This window comes from Alsobacter sp., from assembly GCF_059501845.1.
On the sequence record NZ_JCACDK010000018.1, the window covers coordinates 1046453 to 1069020 of the forward strand.

Consider the following 22568-nt stretch of genomic DNA (forward strand, 5'->3'; position numbering starts at 1 on the left):
AGACACTGCCCGCGATCGACCCACCCCGCGGCATGGCTCGCCGCAGATTTATCTGGTCCCGCGCCAAGGATGTCGCGCCGGGCCGCGTCCAATGATGTGGGAAGGCTTGGACAGGAGCAGATGGACGCGGGCACTCCGGACGAAATCCTTGCTCACCGCGCGGCCTTTGGCGACCGCGTGGCGTTCGAGGCTTTGCTCCGCCGCCACTATGACCGGATCTTCCGGCTTGCCTGGCGAATGACGGGCTCGCGTCCCGATGCGGAGGACGTCGCCCAGGATGTCTGCTGCGCGTTGGTGGACCGCATCTCGTCGTTCAGGGGAGAGGCGCGGTTCACGACGTGGCTCACCGGCGTCGTGATCAACGCCTGCAAGGACAGGGGGCGGCGAAGCTCGACCTTCGCCCGTCTCAGGACCGCGTTCGGCGTCTGGAGTGCGAATGCGCAAGGGCCGGACGGCAGGTCTCTTTTCGACAGGTCCGTCCTGACCGACAGTTTGAAGAAGCTGGATCCCGGCCTGCTCGACGCCGTGGTCCTGGTCGCCGGTGAAGGCCTGAGCCACGCCGAAGCGGCCCAGGTGCTCGGAGTGAAAGAAGCGACGGTGTCCTGGCGCATGCACGAGGCACGCAAGAGATTAGGCAAGCTGCTGGAGGCGGACGTCCATGGCTGACGACATCCACCTTCCCGAGGGGCCGCTCCCGTCCGACGCCGTTCGCGAGGACGCGATCAGGGCGGCGATGGACCGCTACGATCAGAAATCGTCCGGCCGCGTCCAAGGATCGTCCGATCGTTCGCGTCTCACGGAAAGGAATGCCGGTCGGCGTTCCGGAAACCGGGAGAGATCGATGGGCAAGACGAGGATCCTGTGGGGATCGACCGCCGCGGCCGCGCTGCTGGTCCTGGCGGCTGCGCCGATGCTGAGCCGCCACCTGACGCTGCCTGCCGGCAGGGGAATGGTCGACGCGCTCGAGGAAAACGGGATCGGTCCCTCGGCGAGCTCTGCTGACAAACCAGGACCGTTCCCTCTGGTCGAAGCCGAAGGCACGAAGGCCAAGCCGGAGGCTGTCGGCAGGACGGAAGCCGATGCTGCTCGCCTGGCGAACGCGGAGCCGCCTCCCGTGGCAGCGCCGCCGCCTGCTGCAGCGCCCGCAAAGCCGTCACCGCCTCAGGGAAAGATGCGGGCGGCCGACGCCGCAGCGAAAATGTCCGCTCCGGAAATGTCGCCTCCCAGCCCCGCGCGGCAGCTGGCGAGGTCCGATGCCGCCGGCGCGCAGGAGCAGGAACCCGCCGGCGGCCGCTTCGACCGCCGCGAGGCGAGCGGCTTCAAGGACGTGTCGGCGGAGCCGGTCTCGACCTTCTCGCTCGACGTCGACACCACCAGCTACTCCTTCATGCGCGCGAGCCTCGCCCGCAATCTCCTGCCGCCGCCCGCTTCCGTGCGGCCGGAGGAGTTCCTGAACTACTTCCCGTACGACTACGCCGCGCCGAAGGACCGCAACGAGCCGTTTGCCGTCACCGCCACCGTGGCGCCGAGCCCCTGGAATGCGAACCGGCAGGTCATCCACGTCGCGGTGAAAGGGTACGCGCTCGACGCCGGCCAGCGCCCGCGCGCCCACCTCACCTTCCTGATCGACACATCCGGCTCGATGTCCGGGCCGAACCGTCTGCCGCTCGCCAAGCAGGCGCTCTCCATGCTGGTCGACACGCTTAGGCCCGACGACACGATCGGCATCGTCACCTATGCCGGCTCGGCAGGCGTCGCGCTTGAGCCTACGCCGGCGTCGCAGAAAGGGCGTATCCTGGACGTGATCGCCTCGCTCGGTTCCGGCGGCAGCACTGCGGGACAGGCGGGGATCGCCGCCGCCTACGATCTCGCCGAGCGCAACTTCGAGAAGGGCGCCTTGAACCGGGTCGTCCTCGCGACGGACGGTGACTTCAATGTCGGCATCGCCAATCCAGGCGAGCTGCAGGACTTCGTCGCCTCGAAGCGCCAGACCGGCATCTTCCTGTCCGTTCTCGGCTTCGGCATGGGCAACTACAACGACAGCACGATGCAGGCGCTCGCCCAGCACGGCAATGGCGCCGCCGCTTACATCGACACCCTCGCCGAGGCCAGGAAGGTGCTCGTCGACGAGGCGACCTCGTCCATGTTCCCCATCGCCAGCGACGTGAAGGTGCAAGTCGAGTTCAACCCGGCACGGGTCTCCGAATATCGCCTTGTCGGATACGAGAAGCGGCTCCTTGCCCGAGAGGACTTCAACAACGACAAGGTCGATGCCGGCGAGGTGGGATCGGGCAAGGCCGTGACGGTCGTCTACGAGATCGTCCCGGTGGGCGCCCCGGGGACGTCCGATCCGCTTCGCTACACGACTGCGGCGGCACAGAAGGCGTCCCCTGCTGCGGACGAACTCGCCTTCGTGAAGCTCCGCTACAAGCTGCCAGGGTCCGACACCAGCGCGCTCATGTCCGTCCCCGTACCTGCCTCGGGCGCGGTGAAGTCGCTGGAGGCAGCGCCCCGCGAGACCCGCTGGGCCCTGGCGGTCGCCGACTTCGCCGAGATCCTGCGCGGCGGCAAATACGCCTCCGGGGACTTCGACAGGGTTCTCGCTCTGGCACAGGGTGCGCGGGGAGAAGACCCCTACGGCTACCGGGCCGAGTTCGTGCAGCTGGTTCGCGCTGCCAAAACCGCGCTCCCGGCGCAGCAGCCCGACGGGGTTCCGGGTACTCCGGTGCCCCTCATGCCAAAGCCCGCCCCGAAATAGCGAAGTCGCAAACGCATCCACATTCATCGCTCGGCCGAGGGATCTCCCTCGGTCGAGTGCGCACCTGCGGTCCTTTGACGACGGACCCGCACCGCCCTGTCAGGTTGCCAAGTCCAAAACGAGCGAAGCTCAAGGCGACCGAAATCCAAACTGTGGTTCAGGTCTGGAAAGGGCGCGCCTTGCAAGCAGATCCTCACAGTCGCGGATCGACCAGGAACTTCTCGCCGGTGCTCTTTTTGTGCGCAGCCGCCATCACCTCTGGTTTCAGCATGTCGGCGAGGCCGATCGTCCGCGTGTAATGACTGGCGAAGGTGGTGCGGATCTCGTCGGCGATACGCTGGTGCATGCGAGCGGCCACGTCGCGCCCAACCTTCTGCAGGAAGTTGGGAAGCAGCCACCCGCCGACGCTCCAGGAAAAGCCGAATCCGCGACGCAGCACGAGAGGACTCGGGTCCAGCAGACCGTAGATGTAGACCTGCTTGGCCACGGTCGAGCCGTAGCGGTTGTAGGACGGCATGTCCCGCACGGCGACCGCCTCCATGGCGTTCAGGATCCGGCTCGCCAAATCGCCACCGCCCACGGCATCGAAGCCCAGCGTCGCGCGGGTTGCCGTGAGTGCCTCGTTCAGCAGGGCGTCGAAATCGGGACTGCTGCTGTCGACGACATGCTCGGCGCCGATGCCGCGCAGCAGGTCCACCTGCGCCTGGCTTCGCACCACGTTCACCAGCGGGATGCCGTCGGCCTTGCAGATCCGCACCAGCATCTGCCCGAGGTTGGATGCGGCGGCGGTGTGCACCAGCGCCGTGTGCCCCTCCATGCGCATCGTTTCGACGAAGCCGAGCGCCGTGAGGGGATTGACGAACAGCGATGCCCCTTCGCGGGAGTCCACCCCGTCGGGAAGGAGGATGCAGTCGCGTGCTGCAACCTTGCGCAGGGTGGCGTACATGCTCCCGCCCCACATCCCGACCTTGCGCCCGACGAGATGAGCAGCATCGGGCGCAGCCTCGATCACGGTGCCGGCGCCTTCATTCCCGGCAGGCAGCGGTTGCCCGATGCGCCCGCGCACGGCGCCGAGAGAGGTAGGCGAGACCTGCGCCGCCAGTGCGGGGTGCTCTGCCGATCCGCCCGCCGTCAACGTCGCGGGATCGGCGGGGCCGAGAAGCAGCGCGAGGTCAGAGGGATTGATCGGTGCTGCCTCCACCCGGACGATGATCTCACCGGGTGCCGGGGGATCGATGGTCATCGGCTCGAGGCTGATACGCAGCCGCCCGTCCTGGGTGATCAGGGTTCGAAGTTCGAGGGCTTCCCGGGCCATGATCGTTCTCCTGCTGATCGGATTGATGGGTAGCATGAACGCTGGAGCGCCAGCTGCTTACGCAATCCAACTCCCGTCATGATGTCGCGGCCCCGGACATCAGCAAGGCGCCGTGTCATTGCCGAGGCAGCGGGAACGGTTCGGGCGCTTGTGTCGCCGGGGAAAGAGCCTAGCCTGCAACGAAACGGAAAGGCGTCCCGCGATGGATCTCGTCCAGATCATCTACTCGTCCCGGCCCTTCGGCTTCGATGATGCCCTGCTGGGCGGCATCTTGTCCGACGCCCGCCGCAACAACGCGCGCGACGGCATCACCGGCGCGCTGATCTGCAGGGCCGATGTCTACCTTCAATTGCTCGAGGGTCCGTCAGACGCTGTCGAGGCGGCCTTCGAGCGCATCACCCGGGACGACCGGCATCTCGAAGTCGAGAAACGCTTCAGCGCGCCGGTGGGCGAACGCCTGTTTCCGCAATGGTCCATGCGAGACGATCCTGCGAGATCCTGGATGTGGACGCAGGAAGAAGTCGCGAACGGGGCGCTGTCCAGCGCCTCGCCCAAGCAGGTTCTGGCCGTATTCACGCGGCTAGCCGGTGAGCCGGCCTGAACCCATCCGTCGGCGAGAGCAGGAAAGCAGACGAGGATCCGTGGCCCTGGGTGGCAGACGGCGCCCACATTGATCTCAGCCGAGGCACTGGCGGCATCGCGCCCCTTGGAACGATCGTTGACGTCCATCTCGGCGAGTTTCGAGACCGTGTCGTTCACGGCACCCCTCAGTGCGGCAAAGCGGCGTCAGATGTGCCGATCCCGCTTCGAGACAGAGCCGTTTTTCCGCCTTGCGCGTACGACCACTCGTGCGGATTTCGGTGCACCCCTTCGGCATCGTTGTCCTGCTCTGGGTTGCATGCGCTGCGCTCATCGTCTGGCAAGGCTGGGCACGAAAACACCCGGGTCGCGCAACCCTGGCTTCTGTCTCATCCAAGCCTAGATGAGCCCGAGGGAGCGCTCCGGAATGTGGATCTTCGCTGCGGCAGCTGTGTGCCTCGCCCTTACGCGGTGGCTCGACAAGCGGTTGGGTCAAGGCGACAGAAACTGACGTGAGCTTTCGAGCGGGGACGGGCCAGACGGCCTGTGCGGGCCTGCCAGCCAGTCGTGGCCGAACGCTCGCGACGCCGGAGCGTTGCCGGAAGACCAGTGGCTGACCGCTCCTCTTCCGAGGCCGCGAAGGCTTGGCGAGGCGCCGTCGAAAGCGAGGCTCAGGTGAGTGCGCAAGGTGAGGAGATGGCCCGCACGACTGCGGCCCAGGCAAAGAAAGCTGCCGAGCACACCGAGAGTGCGGCGCAGACCACTGCGGTCGCCGCGACCAGCACCGCAAGCGCTGCTCAGCAGACCAAAGACAGTGCCGACCGCCGCACCGAGCTCGCGGCGGACCGGACCATGTACGCGGCGGAGCGTACCTACGCCGCCTGGGTCCGCACCGGCCTGGTTGCCCTCGCGAGCGGCATTGGCGCTCGCAAGCTGCTGGACGGCATCGTGCCGGCGTGGATGGTGGTCGGCACGGGAACGATCCTCATCCTGTTCAGCGCATTCTGCTTTATCGCGGGCGTCTGGCGACAGATCTTCGTGGGAGCGCCGCCGCCGAATCCGGACGTCTCGCGCCTGCCCCCGCTGGTGCTTGTGACGGTGAACGGCTTTCTCGCGCTCGTGGCACTGGCGGCTCTCGTCGGAGTCTGGTCGCCGACGGGGCAATGACCACGTGAACCCCGTCAGGGTTCCTCCCGTAAGCGTGCGGTGCCGACCTGCTCCACATTCGCTTTTGAGCGGTTGCCCCTCCGCTGATCCGCGGGCCACCTTAGCCGTCAAGACACTAAGCCATCCCGTACGGCAAGGCCGGCCGGAACCTGCCGCGTGTTCAGCCAGCCTTCCTGAATCGCGAAGCGTCGCGGCCGTGGCCCGGATTTGTCACCTGGAAAGCCTGACGGCAGTGGTCTGAGCAATAGGGCCTGCCAGCGACGGCCGGCTTCTTGCAGTCAAACGTGTGATGGCGGCTTGAATGGGCGCTGGTCGCCCACCGGCAGGAGTGCGCACTCAATTGGTTTATGGCTAGCATGAAAACTCCTCAGCAGGACTTGCCCGCTCCGTAATAGTCCGGGATCGATGATGGGACCCGGGAGATGGGGATGCGGCCGTTGAAAGGTTAGCCTCACGGCTGCATGGCTACCCTGCATGCTGACCGATCGCCGGCGCAAAGGGGATGCACCGTCCGGCACCCCACTGGCGCAACGGTGTCATTGACCGAGCTTTGGCACGAGCACCGGGTGATCCGGGGCCGGACATGCGGCGATCGGCAGATGGGGCGGAAACGGCACCACGCGCGGCTTTCGCGCAGTGCCGCCCCGGTCAGGCGTACCAGTCGATCAGGCGTACCTCGGCCGCTGATCCAACCGCCGCAGCAAACGCCTTCGGGTCGCTCCCCTTGTAATGGTAGGGATAGACAACCTTCGGTCGAAAGGCTTTCACGGCATCGGCGGCCTGATCCACAGTCATTGTGTATGGGAGGTTCATCGGGAGAAAGGCAACGTCAATGTTTTTGAGAGCGCGCATCTCCGGGATGTCCTCCGTATCGCCGGCGACATAGACCTGCTTGTCGCCAAATGTGAAGACATAGCCGTTGCCGACACCCTTGGGGTGGAACTTCAGCCGGTCCGATGTCGTATTGTAGGCCGGGACGACGGTGAACGGCACGCCGGCGACTTCGCCCTTGTCGCCGTTCGCGGCAAGCCGTACGCGCGACCTCATCCCCTCGGGCATGCTCTCGGCAACGATCTTCGGCGCGGTCAGCCCGATCTCGGCGACCCCGAGTGCCTCGAGGGTCGGAACATCGAAATGGTCCGGGTGCTGATGAGTGAGGACGATTGCCGTGGCCTTGGGCAGGCCCGAGTAGCGAGCCCCTCCTCCCACCGGGTCGATGTAGATGACCTGATTCTTGAACCCGATCAGCAAGCTCGCGTGGTTTACGGGGTGAATCACCACGGGACCCGCCGAAGTTTCGAGGGTCTGTCCGGAAAGTGCCAGGTTCTGTGCAGAGGCGTTGGAGGCTGGGAAAACCGGAGGAATGGCGGCGAGAACCGGCAGGGCGAGGGACTTGAGGGTGTCACGGCGCGTCGGCATTGGAACTCCCAGATGATCGTTGCAGTGGTTTCAGCCCCCATCCACCACCTAGCGTGCGGCTCCAGCGAAACCAGAGTGGCTTGCGCGGCAACGCTCTCGAATGCGGCATGTCAGCCACGCCCTTCGCAGTGCCCTGATGTCCAGTGTGCGAGCGGCAGTCCGAAGTCCAAGCCACCCTTGCCGCGATTACCGCCGCCGTCGCCTCATGGCCGGAGCGTCCCTCTTCGCATTGCACCTGCAAGGCCTCGTCGCTGGCGCCGGGGCCGACGGTTCATGCTATGCCGGCATGCTGGTGGGGTGGTCGACTGTGCAAACGGCGCATCCGGCGTTCGCGAGCGCAATCAACAAAACCACAGCCAACGACGGCGTAAGCATGCTACAGCAGCATTTCTGCGCTGAACGGATCAGCGCCAACGATGGTCAGGATATTCTGTGCAGGTTCTCGTCCGCGACAACAATGTGGATCAAGCTCTCAAGGTGCTGAAGAAGCGGATGCAGCGCGAGGGCATCTTCAGAGAAATGAAGCAGAGGGCCTGCTACGAAAAGCCCTCTGAGCGGAGGGCGCGCGAGCACGCTGAAGCCATCCGCCGGTCCCGCAAGGCAGCGCGCAAGCAGGCTCAGCGAGAGGGCCTGCTCCCGATGCCAAAGCCCAAAGTGCGGCAGGCCCGGCCGAAATCGGCCTAGTCCGCCCCTCTGCACAGCATTGGCAGCGTCTGGCGCTTTTTCGGAGCAAGCGGCCCAGGCGCGCGATGCGTGCAGCCGAGCACCTCTGCCATGGTGCTCCGGTCGGACTTCAGCGGACAGCGGCCACTCCACGCCAGAACATCTCCGTCGCCCATGGCCCAGGGCGGTGTTCTCGGTGAGTGTGATCGTGGCCTCTGTCGAGCATTTCGCCTGAACAGTTGAGGGCCACCCGGGGCGCACTCGGCTGGTCACAGGCGGAGCTTGGAACAAACGCCCGGGTCCAAAGTAAACATCGCTGAGCCAGAAGCGGGATCAACAATCCCGCATGACCGCACGCCCCGAGAGCAAAGGGAAGCGACGGGGCGAGTTCGCATCCCATTCTTGTTCGAGGCACGCCGCCCAGGAAGGGGCCGGTTACCGGCTGCACGTTCCTTGCCTGGAACGTGCCGTGGGCTTGTCGATCATTGCGAAGGACACCGGGAACGGTGGCAGGTCCCAGGAGGCGAACCGTCGCCAGAACTCCGTCTCCGAGACGGCATCGGCTTCCAGTGCCACAGCTGTCGCACTTGCCCGCACCCAACGCTGTCCCGGCTTCTGCACGGCGAAGGCGAGAGTTGGCATCATCAGCGTCGGCCGGCCCTTCCAATCAAAAAGCATTTCGTGCTCGCCGTTATGTACCCTCGCCGTCCTGACGAGAGGGGCGAAACCCCGTCCAAGAGCGAAGGTTTCACCTGACAGCTCCCGGCAAGCTCATCCCAACAGCTTATCCAGCGTAATCGGCAGGTCGCGGACACGCTTGCCGGTGGCGTTGTAGATGGCGTTGGCGACTGCCGCTCCGGTTCCCGTGATACCGATCTCACCGACACCGCGCGCCCCCATCGGGGCGTGAGGGTCGGCAATGTCGGTCCACATGACATCGATGCTGGGCACGTCCATGTGCACGGGCACGTGGTACTCGGCGAGGCTGGGGTTCATGATGCGCCCCTTGCGTTCGTCGAATTGCGTCTCCTCCATCAGGGCGAGCCCAAGGCCCATGATGATGCCACCCCGGAACTGGCTGGCCGCCGTCTTGGGGTTGATGATACGGCCACAGTCGAAGGATCCGAGGAACCGGCTGACGCGTGGCTCGCCCGTGATTGCGTTGACACGCACCTCGCAGAACATCGCGGCGTGGCTGTGCATGGACCAGTGCATGGTCTCGAGCGGCATCGAAGCTTCCGCTTCCACGCTGACGGTATCGCGCTGTGCGCGCGTCAGAACCGAGGCATAGGTCTCGTGCCGGTCCGGTTCGTCGGCCTTGCAGAGGCCCGCGTCGCGGCTGGACACCGCGTCGGCATTGAGGCCGGCGAGCGGGGAATCGTTGCCAGCCAGCTTCAGCAACTCCTGCACGAGCGCGCGGTGGGCCGCGATCACGGCTGCGCCGACGGCAGCTGTCTGCTGCGATCCGCCTGCCAGGACAACGCCGGGCAGGGTCGAGTCCGCGTAGTTGAACGTCACCGCCTCCATCGGAAGCCCGAGCCTCTCGGCGGCGACCTGCGTGTGCGCGGTCGCCGTGCCCATGCCCATCTCGTGCGCGGCAATGTCGACGACGGCCCGGCCGTCCCGGGTGATCGTCAGCCGCGCCGCTGCGCCGGGCATGCGGTAGTAGGGATAGGTGCCGGTCGCGCATCCCATGCCCACCAGCCACTCTCCGTCGCGGACCGCGCCGGGCGTCGCGTTCCGCCGGTCCCAGCCGAACCGTTCGGCACCGGACCGCCAGGCATCCACGATCCGCCGCGACGAGAACGGCAGGCCCGAAAGCGGGTCCTTCTCGGGCTCGTTGCGCAAGCGCAGCGCGATCGGGTCCATGCCCAGCGCTTCCGCCAGCTCGTCCATGGCACACTCCAGCGCGAAGGTGCCGACGGCCTCGCCGGGTGCCCGCATGAAGGTGTTGCTCAGCATGTCGAGCTCGACCGCCTGAACGTCGAGGCGAAGCGTCTCTGACTCGTAGGCGCCGCGCGTCGCAAGGATGAAGGGCTCCGGCATCACGTTGTTGGCAGTCTTGGCCACCACGCCTTCATGGATGACGGCCTTCAGCCCACCGTCCCGGTCTGCGCCGAGCGCGACGCGCTGCTCGGTCAGCGTGCGGCCGCCCACGAGGCGGTAGACACCCTCGCGCGACAGGGCGAGACGCACCGGACGTCCCGCCATCTTCGCCGCCGCCGCCGCGAGCACCTGGTGCTGCCAGAGGCACTTGCCGCCGAAGCCGCCGCCAACGAAGGGCGAGGTGACGACGACCTGCTTCTCCTCGATCCCGAAAATCTGCGCGACGGACCATGCCGTGTGGGCCACGAGTTGCGACGCGTCGTGGATGCGCAGGGTCTCGCCCTGCCATCCCGCCGTAACCGCATGCAACTCGATGGCATTGTGATTGTGCCGGGGCGTCGTGTAGGTGGCATCGACCCGGACGGGCGCCTCGGCGAGAGCCGCGTCCGCATCGCCCTTCTCGTCGTGCAAGGGCCCGGTCATGAACACCGCCGTGCGCGTGCCCCGGGCCTTGGCCTCGGTAAAACTCGTGAGGGCCGCCGCGTCCTCGTATGTGGCACGCACCAGCGACTTGGCGTGGTCGGCCTGCTCCTGGGTCTCGGCCAGCACGACTGCGATCGGCTCGCCGTTCCAGTGGATCGTATCGTCCTGCATGATCGGCAGGTCGTCACCGCCGGCGGCCTTGGGACCGGACATGAACACGGGCACCGGCTTGAGCCTGGGTGCATTCCGGTAGGTCATGACGGCGATGACGCCGGGCGCTGCTTCGGCGTCTGCGGTGTCCAGCGACGCGATGCGCCCCCTGGCGATCGTGCTGAAGGCGAGGGCCGCGTAGACCATTCCCTCCATCGGAATCTCGGACGCGAAGGGCGCCTGTCCCGCAACCTTCAGCGGACCATCGATCCGCGAGACAGGCTTTCCGACGTGGCCGTGCCGGTGCTCGATGAGGGGATCCGGCCGCCCGCCGGGGATCCAGCTGTCAGGCGCCAGCGCCACGGCCTTGGCTACCGCGCCCTGCAGTGCGCCCTGCACGGCCACCTTCGTTTCCTTGATGATGCTCATGGCTGTCCTCCCGTCAGTTCCGTCAGGACGGCGGCAAGGGTGCGGCGCGCCAGTTCGACCTTGAATCCGTTGTCCCGCAGTGGCCGGGCATCGGCGAGCTCCGCATCCGCGGCCGCGAGGAAGGATGCTTCGGTCGCAGGTTTGCCCCGCAGGGCAGCCTCAGCCTTGAGGGCGCGCCACGGCTTGTGGGCCACGCCGCCGAGGGCGAGCCGCACATCCTCGACGTGCCCGTCGCGAACCTCGACCGCAGCCGCCACCGACACCAGCGCGAAGGCGTAGCTCGCCCGGTCGCGGACCTTGCGGTAGGTCGAGCGGTTGCCGAAGGCGAGAGGCGGCAGGGCGATGCCGGTAATGAGGTCGCCGGGCTCCAGGGTCGTGTCGAGATCCGGCCGGTCACCCGGCAAGCGGTGCAGGTCCGTGATCGGCAGGGACCTGTCGCCTGCCGCGCCGCGGATCTCGACGATGGCGTCGAACGCGGCAAGCGCCACCGCCATGTCGGACGGGTGCACCGCGACACAGGACTCCGAGGCACCGAGGATGGCATGGCCACGGTTGAAGCCGTCGAGAGCGTCGCAGCCCTCGCCGGGGTGACGCTTGTTACAGGACGAGCCATCCTTGTCGTAGAAATAGGGGCAGCGCGTGCGCTGCAGCAGGTTGCCGCCCACCGTGGCCATGTTGCGGATCTGGGCCGACGCTCCCGCCAGGATCGCCCGCGACAGGGCGGGATAGCGGTTGCGGACGGCCGCGTGCTCGGCGAGGGCCGTGTTGCGGACGGCTGCGCCGATCCTCATGCCGCCGTCGGCCTGGTCGACGATGTCGCCGTTGAGCCCGGTGACGTCGACGAGCGCGGCCGGGCGCTCGATGGTCTCGCGCATGAGGTCGACGAGGTTGGTCCCACCGCCGAGGTAGCGGGCGCCGGCGTCCGCACCCTGGCGAAGCGCATCGGCCGCATCGGCCGCACGGGCAAAGCTGAAGGGCCTCATGCTCCCGCCTCCGCGTAGACCTCGGTAATGGCCTCGACGATGCCGTTATGCGCGCCACAACGGCACAGATTGCCGCTCATGCGCTCGCGCAATTCGTCGGGGGTCAGGGGGATATCGGTCGCACCGAGGTCCTGGGTCACGTGGCTCGGCACGCCGCGCCGGATCTCCTCGATCATGCCCACGGCCGAACAGATCTGCCCGGGCGTGCAATAGCCACATTGGAAGCCATCGTGGTCGACGAAGGCCTGCTGCAGCGGATGCAGCGCGTCGGTCGTCCCCAGGCCCTCGATGGTGGTCACCTCCCGGCCGTCGAACTGAACCGCCAGCGCCAGGCAGGACAGGATGCGCTCCCCGTCGACGAGCACGGTGCACGCGCCGCAGGCCCCCTGGTTGCAGCCCTTCTTCGTCCCGGTAAGGGCGAGACGGTCTCGGAGCAGGTCGAGGAGCGAGACGCGCGGATCGTCTGGGACAGCCGCAGGCGTGCCATTGATCAGGATGGTCATGGAGCCCTCGTGAAAGGTTGGAATGCACCGGAGGCGTCGCCATCCCGGCTGACGCGGAGGTAAAGCTGCGTCCCAACAACCGAGCGCTCGATGAGTTGCCGATGCACACCCGAACCGCTGGGCCGAGGAGCGAAAAGCTCGATAGAGGACAGATCCAGCAGGTCGTCGAGGAATCCAGGCTCGATCTGCCGATGCCCGCCAGGGGTATGGCGGGCGCCGTGCCTACGTGATTGCCGCACCTGGCGAAATAAGTCTGGCGGAGCCCGCTGTTCAGCTCCACCCCTTCCGAAACTCGAAAGGGCATCGGGAGCCTGGCCCGTTTGACTTCGGGACCGTTTGTCGCAACAGCGCGCGGCCTGTGCCGAACCGAGGAGCGATCCTACCAACGCGGAGTTGTCGCCCGGCTAACGATCCGGAGACACGCGCATGAAGATCCTTGCTCTCAACTGCACCCTCAAGCCGAGTGGAGACTCCTCCACCGACCGGCTGCTGCAACTCGTTCTGTCGGAGTTCGCCCGGGACGGGGCGGCTGCAGAGATCGTCCGGGTCGCGGGTCTCGACATCAAGCCTGGCGTCAGCTCAGACGAGGGCGAGGGCGATGCCTGGCCCGCCTTGCGTCGGCAGATTCTCGAGGCTGACATCCTGCTGATCGGCACGCCCATCTGGATGGGCCAGCCATCCAGCGTCTCCAAGCGCGTGCTGGAGCGCATGGACGCTTTCCTCGACGAGACGGACGAGCAGGGTCGTACGCCCGCCCACGGCAAGGTCGCAAATGTCGTCGTCGTCGGCAACGAGGACGGCGCGCATCACGTATCCGCGGAACTCTTCCAAGCGTTGGCCGACGTCGGGTTCACGATCCCCGCCGGGGGTCCGAGCTACTGGGTGGGCGAGGCCATGGGCAGCACTGACTTCAAGGATCTGCCGACCGTGCCCGAAACCGTCACTAACGCCAGCCGCATGCTGGCGCGCAACACGGCGCATCTGGCCCGCCTCCTGAAACGGGAGCCCTATCCCGGCTACAAATAGCCGCAAGCGCAGCCTTGGAACCCACCGCCGCGCCGAAGGTTGGCGAGGTTGCACAGCCTGTGGTGGGAGAACGGCATGGATGGTCAGGTGGACGATCAGGTTACGGAACTCGACCTGAGGTCCGGACGTCCCATCTGGGAACGAGACGCCCTCCCGTTCACGCCTCCGCCACTCCCTGCCGTGAACCATTTGCGAACGGACGTGGTCATCGTTGGCGCGGGCATCACCGGCGCGTTCGCCGCCGAGCGCTTCACGCGCGAGGGCCGGGATGTCGTTCTGGTCGACCGCCACCTTCCCCGAAGCGGCAGCACCGCGGCGAGCACAGCCCTGCTCCAATGGGAGATCGACGCGCCCATGCTCGAGCTCGAAGAGCGGCTCGGGTTCGACGCGGCTGCGGCCATCTACCGACGGAGCGTGGCTGCAGTTCGCGCGATCGGCCACCTTGCTGCTGACCTCGGCAATTCCTGTGACTTCGGGTGGCGTCCCAGCCTGTTCCTGGCGGGAAACGAACTCGACCCGTCCGACCTCCGCGAGGAATTGCGGCTGCGGCTGAGGGCCGGCATCGAAGGCGAGTTCCTGTCGGCGGGCGAGCTCCAGGCCCGCTTCGGGTTCGATCGGGACGCCGCGCTTCTGCACGCGGGCTCGGCCGCCGCGCATCCGATGAACCTCGCGCGCATGCTGCTGGATGCCGCTATCCGCCGCGGAGCGAGGCTGCTCTCGCCTGCACTGGTGACGGACTACGAATGCAGCTCCCAAGGCGTTTCGGTTCGGACCGAGGATGGACGTCAGATCGACGGTGAGATCCTCGTCATGGCAAACGGCTACGAGCTGCCGCCCTTCGTGCCTGCGAAAGTGCACCGCATCACATCCACCTGGGCCTTCGCGACGAAGCCACAGCCCCCAGCCGCGATCTGGCCGGAGCGGGCCCTGGTCTGGGAAGCCTCCTCTCCCTACGCCTATATGCGTCTGACCTCGGAGGGGAGGATCGTATTTGGCGGGGAGGACGAAGACATCCAGGACGCGGAGCGCCGCGACTCCTTGCTCGACGCGAAGGTGGCCACGCTGCAGGCGAAACTCAGGGAGTTGGTTCCCGCCGCAGATCTGTCCGTTGACGCGGCATGGACGGGGTTCTTCAGCGAAACGTCGGATGGGTTGCCCCTCATCGGGGCCGTGCCCGGGATGCCCCGCACCTACGCGGCCTTTGGCTATGGCGGCAACGGAATCACTTTCAGCGCCATCGCAGCCGACATGATCGCGCGGCTTGCACAGGGGCAGACCGACCCCGCGCAGGAGTGGTTTGCCGTGGACCGGGATTGATAGTCAAAGTGAATGTCGGCGGTGACCAACCGTGATCCGATAGACGTTGCGCTCGAAGAGCCATAGAGGGATCGGCGCACTCCGCTCGCACCAAAGCGACAATTCCTGCGACAGACCGCTGTTGCGCCGGGCTCTTCTGAAGAGTTTGGCTGAGAAACGTTCACGGGTGAGAGGCCCTGCCGGAGCAATCCGGCGGGGCACGATGAGAGTGGTGTCGCATCGCAGACGCCGGCTTAAGCGGAACACCGGGCCGGCGCAGCGGCTTCACGCACCACCCTGAGTGGCCCTCGCTGGTGGAGGAGGGCCTTTCGACAGGATCAGCGATGCCCTTTGGACCTTCCGTGTCCACCGGCATCTGGCTTACCCCCACAGCCGCAGGTTCCACTCCCATGATTGCCGCTATCTCCGCCGGGGCTGCCTCCCGTCGGGTGTCCACCGCCACCCGTCTCAGGCGTTCCAGCCGTGCCGTCCGTACCGGGCTTCCCTCCGTCGGGCGTGCTCGGCTTCGCAGGCTTTCCAGGCATTGGAACCACGGTTCCGCTCGTTGGTCGGCTTGTGGTTGAAGTCCGGCCTGTATTGTTACGTCCACCGCCACTGCCAAGGTCAAACGGTGCATCGCTCGCTCCGTCAATCGCTCCCGTTGTCAGCGCGTGTTTTGCCGCTCCGTATTCCGCAGAGCAGGTCCGATGGGCAAAGCTTCCGCCGAATTGTTCGCAGTGATTACGCTGCACGGACAGTGGAAGATCAGCAGCACTGGCGGTGGAAGCGGCTGCCAGGCCAAGGAACAGCACGGCAGATGCTGTGAAACCAGCGGTAGTCGGAGATATTTTACGCATGACGCTCGCTCGAAACAGAGTGTGTGCGCCTTCAACTCATCTCCTAGAAATCGGTTCTCATTTAAATTAAAGCTGGTTAATTGCTCAGAGGCGCTATGCCTCAGACATTTGATCCGCAGACCTTGGTCCAAATGGTCTCAGCAAAGTCTGCGCTGGACAGACGGGTTCAGTGCTGAACCCGGCTGTCGCTCAATGCCGAGTACCGTGTAAGCGCCCGTGAGAAGATCGCGGCAGGATCGCATGGCACTGCCTGTCACACGCTGACCGCCGGACCTTGCGACCCGGCCTCGACGTTCTCCGTCCGCCGGAACCGGCGGATCAATCAAAACGGAACACGCTGAGCCTTTTGAAATCTGGCGGTGACATCTCCCGAGAGGGCGATGTCGTCCGGGTTCAACGTCATGACAGGTGAACCGGCGCTTAGGTCGAATTTGGTCAGATCAGCCGATATGACATTCGGGCTCGTCGTGAGTTCGAAGAAGTACCGGCGGTTCGTCAGGTTTGTGGCTGTCCGGTATTCGGTATTGTAGATGCCGAAGCCCTTGTAGGGGGCGCCGAATGGCACGGAGATGTTTCTGGCGATGGCCAGCACGCCCGAAATGGCTTCACGCTCGTTCTTCGGATCCGGCAGCATCGCAGCGTAGTAGGCGGCGCGCACGAAGCGGTCCGTTGCCTTCACGTTCCCCGGCAGTGGCGTGTCGCTGCTCGGCTTGCTGAAGTCATACTGCTTCAGAAGAGCGAGTTGCTGGTCGTAGGGCGGATCGTTTGTCATGATCCGGTACTCGCGGCCGTGATGCACCACCAGCTTGCCGTTGACGAACTCCAGGACGGCGGAGTCGCCCGTCGCATCCTCGACGGCGATATGGACGGTCGCCTTGTGCCCCCGCGCCTCGGTGGCAACGACCTGGACATCGCCCATGAGCTTGAGTGCTTCCTCGACGGTGGCGGCGTTGTCCAGCAGGTACTGCGCCCACAGGCCGGCGTTAAGTCCTGGCTTCGACGGATCGCGCGGACCGTAATCCGCTGCGGTCAGGTAAAGCAGGTGCGCGCCAAGACCGGCTTCGTTGAGGCCGTCCGCGGTACCGACGCCGTAGACGGTGGTGACCATGCTTCCGTGTTTGGACGTCCATTTGGCGGGGTTCTCGGGGACGACCGTCTCGGGTCCCAACATGCCACCGTTACGGGGCATCCCGCGTGGAAGGACGGTGATGACGGGTTCGGTGGTCTCCGGCCAGTCCATGGTTCGGCTGGAGAACACGCCAATCTTGCTCGTATTCGACAGGACGCGGCTGCACGCCGTCGCACCAGACAGCGAAGCCGCACCCACCGCGGCAACGAGCACACCAACGCCAAGTGCACGATACAAGCCCGTCTGCATCTCCAAGCCCTCCCCTAATCAGTTGTACAAACATATAATCAAATTGAGTTCCGACAAATGACAGCTGTTGTGATCGTTCCGGCGATGGAAGTCGATGCAGCCGCCGAGAGCGCGCTCCGCACGGCGACCGAGGCGTTGCGGCAGAACTGTGTGCCTGGCCTTAGGGTCACCGAAAGATCGCCCGGGTTCATCGGTAGGACGTTCGCCCAGACCTCGGTCAGCGATCCCGGAGTCCGGGAGGAGATCGGCCGGCGCGAAGTGCGCCGGACGCGATCGCCCTGGCCGTTGCCTTCGTGGTCGAGCAGCCCGACGACGTCGGAGATCGGCAGCATCGTCGTGCGGCCTACGCCGCGGGACTGAGACGGCGACCGGTCGACCCGCAGGATTCGGACGAGAGCTGACCGCACCAGTGGGATCTGGCAGCGGTGCTGTCCGTTATCCCGGCAGGTGCCTGGACGCGTTTGGCGTCCTGCACTGTCGCCGATTTGCGCACTGCCCGTTCAGGTAAGCGCACCGATGAAGAAAGAGGACCGACCATGGCCAAACGAGATGTCATTGTCCCGGACGGACGGCGTGCGTTGTATGAAGCCCACCGCTATTCTCCGGCTGTCCGAGCCGGCAACCTCGTCTTCGTCTCGGGACAGGTCGGCAGCAGGTCCGACGGTTCGCCCGAGCCCGACTTCGAGAAGCAGGTTCGCCTCGCCTTTGACAACCTGGAAGCCGTTCTTGCCGGCTGCGGCTGTAGCCTCGACGACATCGTCGACGTCACGACCTTCCACACGGATCCCGAGAACCAGTTCAACACGGTCATGAAGGTCAAGGCGGACAAGTTTCCGGACATGCCCTATCCGAACTGGACGGCTGTAGGCGTCACGTGGCTGAGCGGCTTCGACTTCGAGATCAAGGTAATCGCATCGCTGCCCGAGTGACCCGGGACAGAGCCTGAGGCGCGGGACCATCGTCCTGCCGCCTGATCGCCGTCCTTCCCGCTAACCATCTCCGCCTTCTTCGGCCGGCTTCCGTTGCCACGGTCGGGCATCCCTGCCGTGGTGGAGTTCCGTCTCGTTGGCATCGGCATCCGAGACAAGACTGGTCACCGGAGCGGGTCTGCCGACATGCGCACCGCCGCAAAGCGCGCTTCGGATCAAATTTCCGCCCTCACGGGATGTCCGCAGCGCAGCGCGGCTCATCCGCGGCAAGGCCGTTGGCGTCGAGCCGGAAACGCTGCGTGGCCCGATAGGCCCGCATCCGGGCGCGCATGATCGATCCCAGCGGCTGGTGAGCGCGGAGCGCGTGGGCGGGATTGTAGGCCAGTCGATCGTCGTAGTCCGCCCGCTCCGGCGTCCAGGCGTGCTGAGGCGGCAGGGTCAGCCGCGCCACCGTCCGATAGGGGCTGTCCGCTTCGCTCCACGCGACGGACGCGTCCTCGATCGGCATGGCCTCGACGTCGGTGCACAGTTGCACCTTGATGTCGTAGACGACCGGCCGATCCGCGGCGAAGGCGCATGCCGCATCCCGGAACGCGTCACGCGACGATCCCAGCGGTTCTGCTTCGGTGACGGCAGCCAGCGTTTCGGCCGAAGGCATGGCCGCCAGCTTGGCGACATAAGCGCCGTACCGTACCGCAGCCTGCGTGTAGAAGCGCTCTTCGAAGGGATGCGCGGGCGGGCGACCGAAGAACTTGAGGTTGGGAGCCTGCGTCCCGACTGCTTCCAGCGCGGCCTCCAGCCCGCGCGCGGCACGCGACATGGCCACGATCGCGGGCTCGGGCAGATGCGGCGACTGCGCGCCGGTGTAGCGGAAGGTGTTCAGGAATGACGATGAAGGACATCGCCGGCGCCCTATCGGCCGGTCGGGGCAAGCGGGTCCGCTACCTGGACCTGCCCGTGCCCTTGTACCGCGCTTCGCTGCGGCTCGCGGGGGTCGATCGCTGGCTTCGGGACGGGCTGGTCGCCCAATATGCCGCCGTCGTCGCCAAGGGTCACGACATCGCCGTGACGCATGAGGTCCGTCGCATCACCGGCAGCGAACCCAAGCCCTTCGCCGCCTGGGCCAAGGAACAACAGGCCCGATTCAGCTGACACGACGGCATATCGGTCGCATGAGGAGCACTGGATTCCGGAGCCAGTGAATGCAGCGAGGAGCTCTCTTGCCTCGCTTGGGCGCGGATCTCGAGCGTATGAATTTCGCGACGAGCAGCCTTTGGCCATAGACCGGCCATTCGCCAGACTAGACCCATCTTCGTACACGAGCTTTGTAGCTCTCGTAGCTTCCTCCGAAGATTTCGGTCATGGCCCGTTCCTCCGGGATGATCTGGAACCTCGTGATGAAAAGGGCAAAGCCGAGGGGCCCGAGGAGAAGCGCGAGCTGCCCGGAACCGGCTGCGAGGGACAGCAGGAGCAGGACCATCGAGACGTACATTGGGTTGCGGCTGATCCCGTAGGCGCCTGCCGTGACGAGCTTGCTCGCTCGGTCGACATCGACGGGATTGATCGTGGTCCCCGCCCGAAGGAACGCCCGCACAGCAGGGGCTCCAAAGACCCCCGCCAGCACGAACAGGATCGCTGACAGAGCCATTCTGGAGCCGCCGGAGAAGGGGCTGGGCGGGAGATAGGACCCCGCAGCCAGCATCAGGCCTGCCACGACGACCAGCAGGACGGGCGGCGGGATCCTCGTCTCGAGCGCGCTCACGATCGTCCTCCCGCAATCCTGAGCACCGGGCCGCCGAACCCGGCGGGGCGGCGCTGGCGGGTCATCTGCTCGCGGTGCTCTTCGGTCCACCGCGCGTCGTCAGCGGCCAGCGTGGGCTTCGGCGGCCGGGGAATGTCATGCCGGCGCTCCCACGCGGCCGGGTGGATGCCGCGATAGAACGGGGCCGCGTTGAACTTCGCCAAGGCGACGAGCCGGTTGACGATGATCTGGCGCGCGAAAGGCTGCCCCGCATAGCGCCGGGCCGTCGTCTCGAAATCCTCCGCCGGCGTACCGGTGACGTCCTCCAGGTCGGTCGTCACGCCGCCTTCGAGCGCGAAGGAGCCCCTTTCCATGTCGTCCATGTAAGCGCGGAGGTTGCTAACCTCGGCAGGATCGACCCCCTGCTGGCGGGCGACCTTGTAGAACAGCCACCACGGGAGCTTCATCGACAGGACGGGGTGTCCCACGGCCCTGGCCACGATCCGCCCCATCTCTGCACCCGACAGCAGAGCCGGCCCGGTCGGGCGATAGGTCATGCCGTCGTGTTTGTCCGGAGAGAGGAGCACCGCCGCAGCGAGACGCGCGATGTCTTCGTTCGACACCGGAGCCGCGCGGCCGTCGCCACTCAGGTAAGGGAAGATCCCCAGGAGAGCAGCAAAGTCGATGACCCGCAGGAAGTTGTCTGCGAACAGTCCGGGGTTCAGGGTCGTGTGCGCCATGCCCTGCAGCCGCTCCATTTGACGATCCACCAGCCAGATCTGGCGCGTGAGGTTGGAGGGATGGGCCCGGTGCGAGATCCACTGCGTCAGGTGAACCACCTGTTCCAGCTTCGCGTCCTCCGCCGCCTGGGCGAAGGCGACGGCGCTCTGGATCATGAGGGGGTGGAAGAAGGGCACGTAGAAGGCGCGCTGCGCCCCGCGCAGCGCCTCGGCGATCTGGTCGGGATCGAACAGGTCGGCTTGCACCACCTCGGCGCCGAGACGTGCCAGCGCCTCGCTGCGGGCGTCGATCGAGCGCACCACGGCGCGGACCAAGACGTCCTGCCCGAGCAACTGGCGGACCAGCGCGCCTCCGACTTTCCCGTTAGCGCCGGTGACGGCGATGATCGGCCTGGTCATGACTGGTCCTCCTGGTGAGTGGAGGCCACGTCCGGTCTCCGATGGAAATTAGAGTACGATAGACATCTTTGTTGTCAAGAGATAGATGTAGGTCATAATCTATTTTTCGTGGGCTTTTTCCCTGCGGCCTCAGCCGCCGGTCATGCCCGCCATGACGCGCTTCATGATGCGCACCCTTCCGCTGCGAGGCAGCGGGGCGAGGGCCCATGCGAGGGCCGATGCCAGCACGCCCGGACGGACCGTCGTCCGGCGCCCGAGCGCGCGCAGCGTGTGCCGGGCGACCTCCTCGGGAGACTGGCTCATGCTCATGGCCATCCCGGCCCGCGCGCCGAACCCTGTCCGCACGGGTCCGGGCGCGGAGGCCAGGACGTCCACCCCGTTCGGCCTGAGCTCCATCGCGAGCCCCTCGGCCAGCGTCTGCACATAGGCCTTGGTGGCGGCGTAGTTGGCCGCCCTGGGAACACCCTGGAAGGCGACCAGCGAGCTCATCAGCACGATTCCGCCGCGGCCGCGCTGAGACAGGCGGCTGCCGAACTCATGCGCGAGCGCAGCTAGAGCGCGGCAGTTCACGTCGATCATGTTGAGCTCGGTCTCGAGGTCAGCCTCGACGAAGGGCTTCGACGTGCCGAACCCGGCCGCCGCGACGAGGAGCCCCACGTCCAGGTCGCGTGTCCCCTCGACGACCGCCGCGACGCCCTCGTACGTGCCGAGGTCGGCGGGAATGATCCTGGTTCTGATGCTCTTTCCGCCACCTGACACTTCGGCCGAGAGAGCCTCGAGTTGAGCTTTACGTCGGGCGACGAGGGCCAGCGAGAGGCCACTCTTGGCCAAGTCGCGCGCAAGGGCGCGGCCAATGCCGTCGGATGCGCCGGTCACGACCGCCCAGGGTCCATACTGATGCTCGAAGGTCCGGCTCGGCATGTCTCTGTTCCTCTTCGTGAAAAGTTGGCACGTGTGGGCCTTCGGGCGTCCTGCAAGGACGTCCGTCTGTTTGCTGAATTGCGCAGGTGGACTACTGGCGGGGCGTCATGCCGTGCCTGATGCGGGAGCCGAACCCAGGACCTTCCGGATCGCCGGGTCGTCGCGGACGGCATCCAGAACTTCGGCCTGGAATGTCTCGTCGCCTGAGGCGCGGGCCACGACGACAGCTCCGACGAGCGTCGCGAGCAGTCTCAGGGCAGCCGCACGGCGGCTTCCGCCAGGTCCGCGCAGGCTTTCGGCGATGGGCTCCAGGATCTTCTCCGCCCCGTCCCGAAACGCGTCATTGACCGCCTCGCCGACATGGGCCGCCTCGCTCCCGACCGCGGCCATCGGGCACCCCAGCTCGGGATGAGCCACATGCCCCGGCGAGAGGTACGTCGCGACATAGGACCTCACGAGGTCAGCGGCCGCGACACCGTCACCACGCTCGAGCGTCGCTGCACGGTCGGCGAAGGCCTTTGTCATGGCCTCGGCGATGAGGGCCTCCTTGGAGGGGAAATGGCGGTAGAAGCCGCCGTGGGTCATTCCCGCAGCTTCCATGATGTCGGCGACACCAACACCGTCGAACCCCTTCTGGCGATAGAGCCTCGCAGCCTCGCTCAGGATCCGCTGGCGGCTCTCGGCCGTGGCTTCCTTGGTCTTACGCATGGCGATGTTCCCTTTTCACCAGAGGATAGATGACGTCTGCCCTCTTTTCAAGATGGCGATCATCATCTTTTTCCGCGT

Annotated in this window: 22 protein-coding genes; 9 read left to right on the plus strand and 13 right to left on the minus strand. The window is 66.1% G+C overall.

Annotated elements, in window-relative coordinates; genetic code table 11:
- Positions 1 to 120: 120 nt before the first annotated feature.
- Both AC5JCN_RS19845 and AC5JCN_RS19850 read left to right on the plus strand, forming a co-directional pair.
- The gene (locus tag AC5JCN_RS19845) at positions 121 to 666 is read left to right on the plus strand and encodes an RNA polymerase sigma factor (RefSeq protein ID WP_495756815.1); all 546 of its coding nucleotides are present in this window, start codon (positions 121 to 123) and stop codon (positions 664 to 666) included.
- Positions 667 to 841: 175 nt separating this feature from the next.
- The gene (locus AC5JCN_RS19850) at positions 842 to 2758 is read left to right on the plus strand and encodes a vWA domain-containing protein (protein ID WP_495756816.1); all 1917 of its coding nucleotides are present in this window, start codon (positions 842 to 844) and stop codon (positions 2756 to 2758) included.
- Positions 2759 to 2951: 193 nt separating this feature from the next.
- On the opposite strand, the gene AC5JCN_RS19855 is transcribed toward AC5JCN_RS19850, so the two are convergent.
- Positions 2952 to 4073, minus strand: a complete 1122-nt coding sequence (locus tag AC5JCN_RS19855; RefSeq protein WP_495756817.1) for a zinc-binding dehydrogenase — start codon at positions 4071 to 4073, stop codon at positions 2952 to 2954.
- 202 nt (positions 4074 to 4275) lie between these two features.
- Here AC5JCN_RS19855 and AC5JCN_RS19860 point away from each other — a divergent pair, with 202 nt between their 5' ends.
- Both AC5JCN_RS19860 and AC5JCN_RS19865 read left to right on the plus strand, forming a co-directional pair.
- Positions 4276 to 4674 carry a BLUF domain-containing protein gene (locus tag AC5JCN_RS19860; protein WP_495756818.1) on the plus strand — a complete coding sequence of 133 codons (399 nt, stop codon included), beginning with the start codon at positions 4276 to 4278 and terminating at the stop codon, positions 4672 to 4674.
- Between the two features lie 587 nt (positions 4675 to 5261).
- On the plus strand, positions 5262 to 5819 hold the full coding sequence (locus tag AC5JCN_RS19865) for a YidH family protein (RefSeq protein ID WP_495756819.1): 558 nt from the start codon (positions 5262 to 5264) through the stop codon (positions 5817 to 5819).
- Positions 5820 to 5979: 160 nt separating this feature from the next.
- Here AC5JCN_RS19865 and AC5JCN_RS19870 read toward each other — a convergent pair whose 3' ends face one another.
- Both AC5JCN_RS19870 and AC5JCN_RS19875 read right to left on the minus strand, forming a co-directional pair.
- Entirely contained in the window at positions 5980 to 6177 is a 198-nt protein-coding gene (locus tag AC5JCN_RS19870) for a GcrA family cell cycle regulator (protein ID WP_495756820.1), read from the minus strand.
- Positions 6178 to 6467: 290 nt separating this feature from the next.
- Positions 6468 to 7238, minus strand: coding sequence for an MBL fold metallo-hydrolase (locus tag AC5JCN_RS19875; RefSeq protein ID WP_495756821.1), 771 nt, complete (start codon positions 7236 to 7238; stop codon positions 6468 to 6470).
- A gap of 432 nt (positions 7239 to 7670) precedes the next feature.
- On the opposite strand from AC5JCN_RS19875, the gene rpsU reads away from it, so the two are divergent.
- A complete protein-coding gene (gene rpsU / locus AC5JCN_RS19880; protein WP_495756822.1) occupies positions 7671 to 7922 on the plus strand; it encodes a 30S ribosomal protein S21 in 252 nt (83 codons plus the stop codon).
- A gap of 750 nt (positions 7923 to 8672) precedes the next feature.
- Here rpsU and AC5JCN_RS19885 read toward each other — a convergent pair.
- The 3 genes from AC5JCN_RS19885 to AC5JCN_RS19895 are packed head-to-tail and all read right to left on the minus strand — an operon-like array spanning position 8673 to position 12495.
- The gene (locus tag AC5JCN_RS19885; protein ID WP_495756823.1) at positions 8673 to 11009 is read right to left on the minus strand and encodes a xanthine dehydrogenase family protein molybdopterin-binding subunit; all 2337 of its coding nucleotides are present in this window, start codon (positions 11007 to 11009) and stop codon (positions 8673 to 8675) included.
- Positions 11006 to 11992, minus strand: a complete 987-nt coding sequence (locus AC5JCN_RS19890) for an FAD binding domain-containing protein (RefSeq protein ID WP_495756824.1) — start codon at positions 11990 to 11992, stop codon at positions 11006 to 11008. Before AC5JCN_RS19890 ends, AC5JCN_RS19885 begins: the two co-directional genes overlap by 4 nt.
- The gene (locus tag AC5JCN_RS19895) at positions 11989 to 12495 is read right to left on the minus strand and encodes a 2Fe-2S iron-sulfur cluster-binding protein (RefSeq protein WP_495756825.1); all 507 of its coding nucleotides are present in this window, start codon (positions 12493 to 12495) and stop codon (positions 11989 to 11991) included. The genes AC5JCN_RS19890 and AC5JCN_RS19895 overlap by 4 nt, the downstream gene beginning before the upstream one ends.
- A 426-nt stretch (positions 12496 to 12921) precedes the next feature.
- Between AC5JCN_RS19895 and AC5JCN_RS19900 the strand changes: the two genes are divergently transcribed.
- Both AC5JCN_RS19900 and AC5JCN_RS19905 read left to right on the plus strand, forming a co-directional pair.
- Positions 12922 to 13521 (plus strand): flavodoxin family protein, encoded by a 600-nt coding sequence (locus AC5JCN_RS19900; protein WP_495756826.1) that lies wholly within the window; start codon positions 12922 to 12924, stop codon positions 13519 to 13521.
- A 75-nt stretch (positions 13522 to 13596) separates the two neighbouring features.
- A complete protein-coding gene (locus tag AC5JCN_RS19905; RefSeq protein WP_495756827.1) occupies positions 13597 to 14838 on the plus strand; it encodes an NAD(P)/FAD-dependent oxidoreductase in 1242 nt (413 codons plus the stop codon).
- Between the two features lie 1158 nt (positions 14839 to 15996).
- Here the strand turns inward: AC5JCN_RS19905 and AC5JCN_RS19910 are convergent.
- Positions 15997 to 17052, minus strand: coding sequence for a linear amide C-N hydrolase (locus AC5JCN_RS19910; protein ID WP_495756828.1), 1056 nt, complete (start codon positions 17050 to 17052; stop codon positions 15997 to 15999).
- Positions 17053 to 17090: 38 nt separating this feature from the next.
- Positions 17091 to 17384 carry a hypothetical protein gene (locus AC5JCN_RS19915; RefSeq protein WP_495756829.1) on the minus strand — a complete coding sequence of 98 codons (294 nt, stop codon included), beginning with the start codon at positions 17382 to 17384 and terminating at the stop codon, positions 17091 to 17093.
- A gap of 204 nt (positions 17385 to 17588) precedes the next feature.
- Here AC5JCN_RS19915 and AC5JCN_RS19920 point away from each other — a divergent pair, with 204 nt between their 5' ends.
- The gene (locus AC5JCN_RS19920; RefSeq protein WP_495756830.1) at positions 17589 to 17981 is read left to right on the plus strand and encodes a RidA family protein; all 393 of its coding nucleotides are present in this window, start codon (positions 17589 to 17591) and stop codon (positions 17979 to 17981) included.
- A gap of 229 nt (positions 17982 to 18210) precedes the next feature.
- On the opposite strand, the gene AC5JCN_RS19925 is transcribed toward AC5JCN_RS19920, so the two are convergent.
- On the minus strand, positions 18211 to 18801 hold the full coding sequence (locus AC5JCN_RS19925; RefSeq protein ID WP_495756831.1) for a catalase family protein: 591 nt from the start codon (positions 18799 to 18801) through the stop codon (positions 18211 to 18213).
- 71 nt (positions 18802 to 18872) lie between these two features.
- Between AC5JCN_RS19925 and AC5JCN_RS19930 the strand changes: the two genes are divergently transcribed.
- Complete coding sequence (locus AC5JCN_RS19930) at positions 18873 to 19133, plus strand: hypothetical protein (RefSeq protein WP_495756832.1); 261 nt, start codon at positions 18873 to 18875, stop codon at positions 19131 to 19133.
- A gap of 148 nt (positions 19134 to 19281) precedes the next feature.
- Here the strand turns inward: AC5JCN_RS19930 and AC5JCN_RS19935 are convergent, their stop codons facing one another.
- From AC5JCN_RS19935 to AC5JCN_RS19950, 4 genes are all read right to left on the minus strand, one after another.
- On the minus strand, positions 19282 to 19743 hold the full coding sequence (locus AC5JCN_RS19935; RefSeq protein WP_495756833.1) for a methyltransferase family protein: 462 nt from the start codon (positions 19741 to 19743) through the stop codon (positions 19282 to 19284).
- Positions 19740 to 20861, minus strand: coding sequence for an NmrA family NAD(P)-binding protein (locus tag AC5JCN_RS19940; RefSeq protein ID WP_495756834.1), 1122 nt, complete (start codon positions 20859 to 20861; stop codon positions 19740 to 19742). The genes AC5JCN_RS19935 and AC5JCN_RS19940 overlap by 4 nt, the downstream gene beginning before the upstream one ends.
- A 129-nt stretch (positions 20862 to 20990) precedes the next feature.
- On the minus strand, positions 20991 to 21782 hold the full coding sequence (locus AC5JCN_RS19945) for an SDR family NAD(P)-dependent oxidoreductase (protein ID WP_495756835.1): 792 nt from the start codon (positions 21780 to 21782) through the stop codon (positions 20991 to 20993).
- A 105-nt stretch (positions 21783 to 21887) separates the two neighbouring features.
- Entirely contained in the window at positions 21888 to 22490 is a 603-nt protein-coding gene (locus AC5JCN_RS19950; RefSeq protein ID WP_495756836.1) for a TetR/AcrR family transcriptional regulator, read from the minus strand.
- Between the last annotated feature and the right edge of the window lie 78 nt (positions 22491 to 22568).

What these genes read in the sequence shown, in the direction of transcription:
- AC5JCN_RS19845 (WP_495756815.1), top strand. Translation starts at nt 121, where the DNA reads ATGGACGCGGGCACTCCGGACGAAATCCTTGCTCACCGCGCGGCCTTT.
- AC5JCN_RS19850 (WP_495756816.1), top strand. Translation starts at nt 842, where the DNA reads ATGGGCAAGACGAGGATCCTGTGGGGATCGACCGCCGCGGCCGCGCTG.
- AC5JCN_RS19855 (WP_495756817.1), bottom strand. Translation starts at nt 4,073, where the DNA reads ATGGCCCGGGAAGCCCTCGAACTTCGAACCCTGATCACCCAGGACGGG.
- AC5JCN_RS19860 (WP_495756818.1), top strand. Translation starts at nt 4,276, where the DNA reads ATGGATCTCGTCCAGATCATCTACTCGTCCCGGCCCTTCGGCTTCGAT.
- AC5JCN_RS19870 (WP_495756820.1), bottom strand. Translation starts at nt 6,177, where the DNA reads ATGCTAGCCATAAACCAATTGAGTGCGCACTCCTGCCGGTGGGCGACC.
- AC5JCN_RS19875 (WP_495756821.1), bottom strand. Translation starts at nt 7,238, where the DNA reads ATGCCGACGCGCCGTGACACCCTCAAGTCCCTCGCCCTGCCGGTTCTC.
- AC5JCN_RS19885 (WP_495756823.1), bottom strand. Translation starts at nt 11,009, where the DNA reads ATGAGCATCATCAAGGAAACGAAGGTGGCCGTGCAGGGCGCACTGCAG.
- AC5JCN_RS19890 (WP_495756824.1), bottom strand. Translation starts at nt 11,992, where the DNA reads ATGAGGCCCTTCAGCTTTGCCCGTGCGGCCGATGCGGCCGATGCGCTT.
- AC5JCN_RS19895 (WP_495756825.1), bottom strand. Translation starts at nt 12,495, where the DNA reads ATGACCATCCTGATCAATGGCACGCCTGCGGCTGTCCCAGACGATCCG.
- AC5JCN_RS19900 (WP_495756826.1), top strand. Translation starts at nt 12,922, where the DNA reads ATGAAGATCCTTGCTCTCAACTGCACCCTCAAGCCGAGTGGAGACTCC.
- AC5JCN_RS19905 (WP_495756827.1), top strand. Translation starts at nt 13,597, where the DNA reads ATGGATGGTCAGGTGGACGATCAGGTTACGGAACTCGACCTGAGGTCC.
- AC5JCN_RS19910 (WP_495756828.1), bottom strand. Translation starts at nt 17,052, where the DNA reads ATGCAGACGGGCTTGTATCGTGCACTTGGCGTTGGTGTGCTCGTTGCC.
- AC5JCN_RS19915 (WP_495756829.1), bottom strand. Translation starts at nt 17,384, where the DNA reads ATGCTGCCGATCTCCGACGTCGTCGGGCTGCTCGACCACGAAGGCAAC.
- AC5JCN_RS19920 (WP_495756830.1), top strand. Translation starts at nt 17,589, where the DNA reads ATGGCCAAACGAGATGTCATTGTCCCGGACGGACGGCGTGCGTTGTAT.
- AC5JCN_RS19925 (WP_495756831.1), bottom strand. Translation starts at nt 18,801, where the DNA reads ATGTCGCGTGCCGCGCGCGGGCTGGAGGCCGCGCTGGAAGCAGTCGGG.
- AC5JCN_RS19930 (WP_495756832.1), top strand. Translation starts at nt 18,873, where the DNA reads ATGAAGGACATCGCCGGCGCCCTATCGGCCGGTCGGGGCAAGCGGGTC.
- AC5JCN_RS19940 (WP_495756834.1), bottom strand. Translation starts at nt 20,861, where the DNA reads ATGACCAGGCCGATCATCGCCGTCACCGGCGCTAACGGGAAAGTCGGA.
- AC5JCN_RS19945 (WP_495756835.1), bottom strand. Translation starts at nt 21,782, where the DNA reads ATGCCGAGCCGGACCTTCGAGCATCAGTATGGACCCTGGGCGGTCGTG.
- AC5JCN_RS19950 (WP_495756836.1), bottom strand. Translation starts at nt 22,490, where the DNA reads ATGCGTAAGACCAAGGAAGCCACGGCCGAGAGCCGCCAGCGGATCCTG.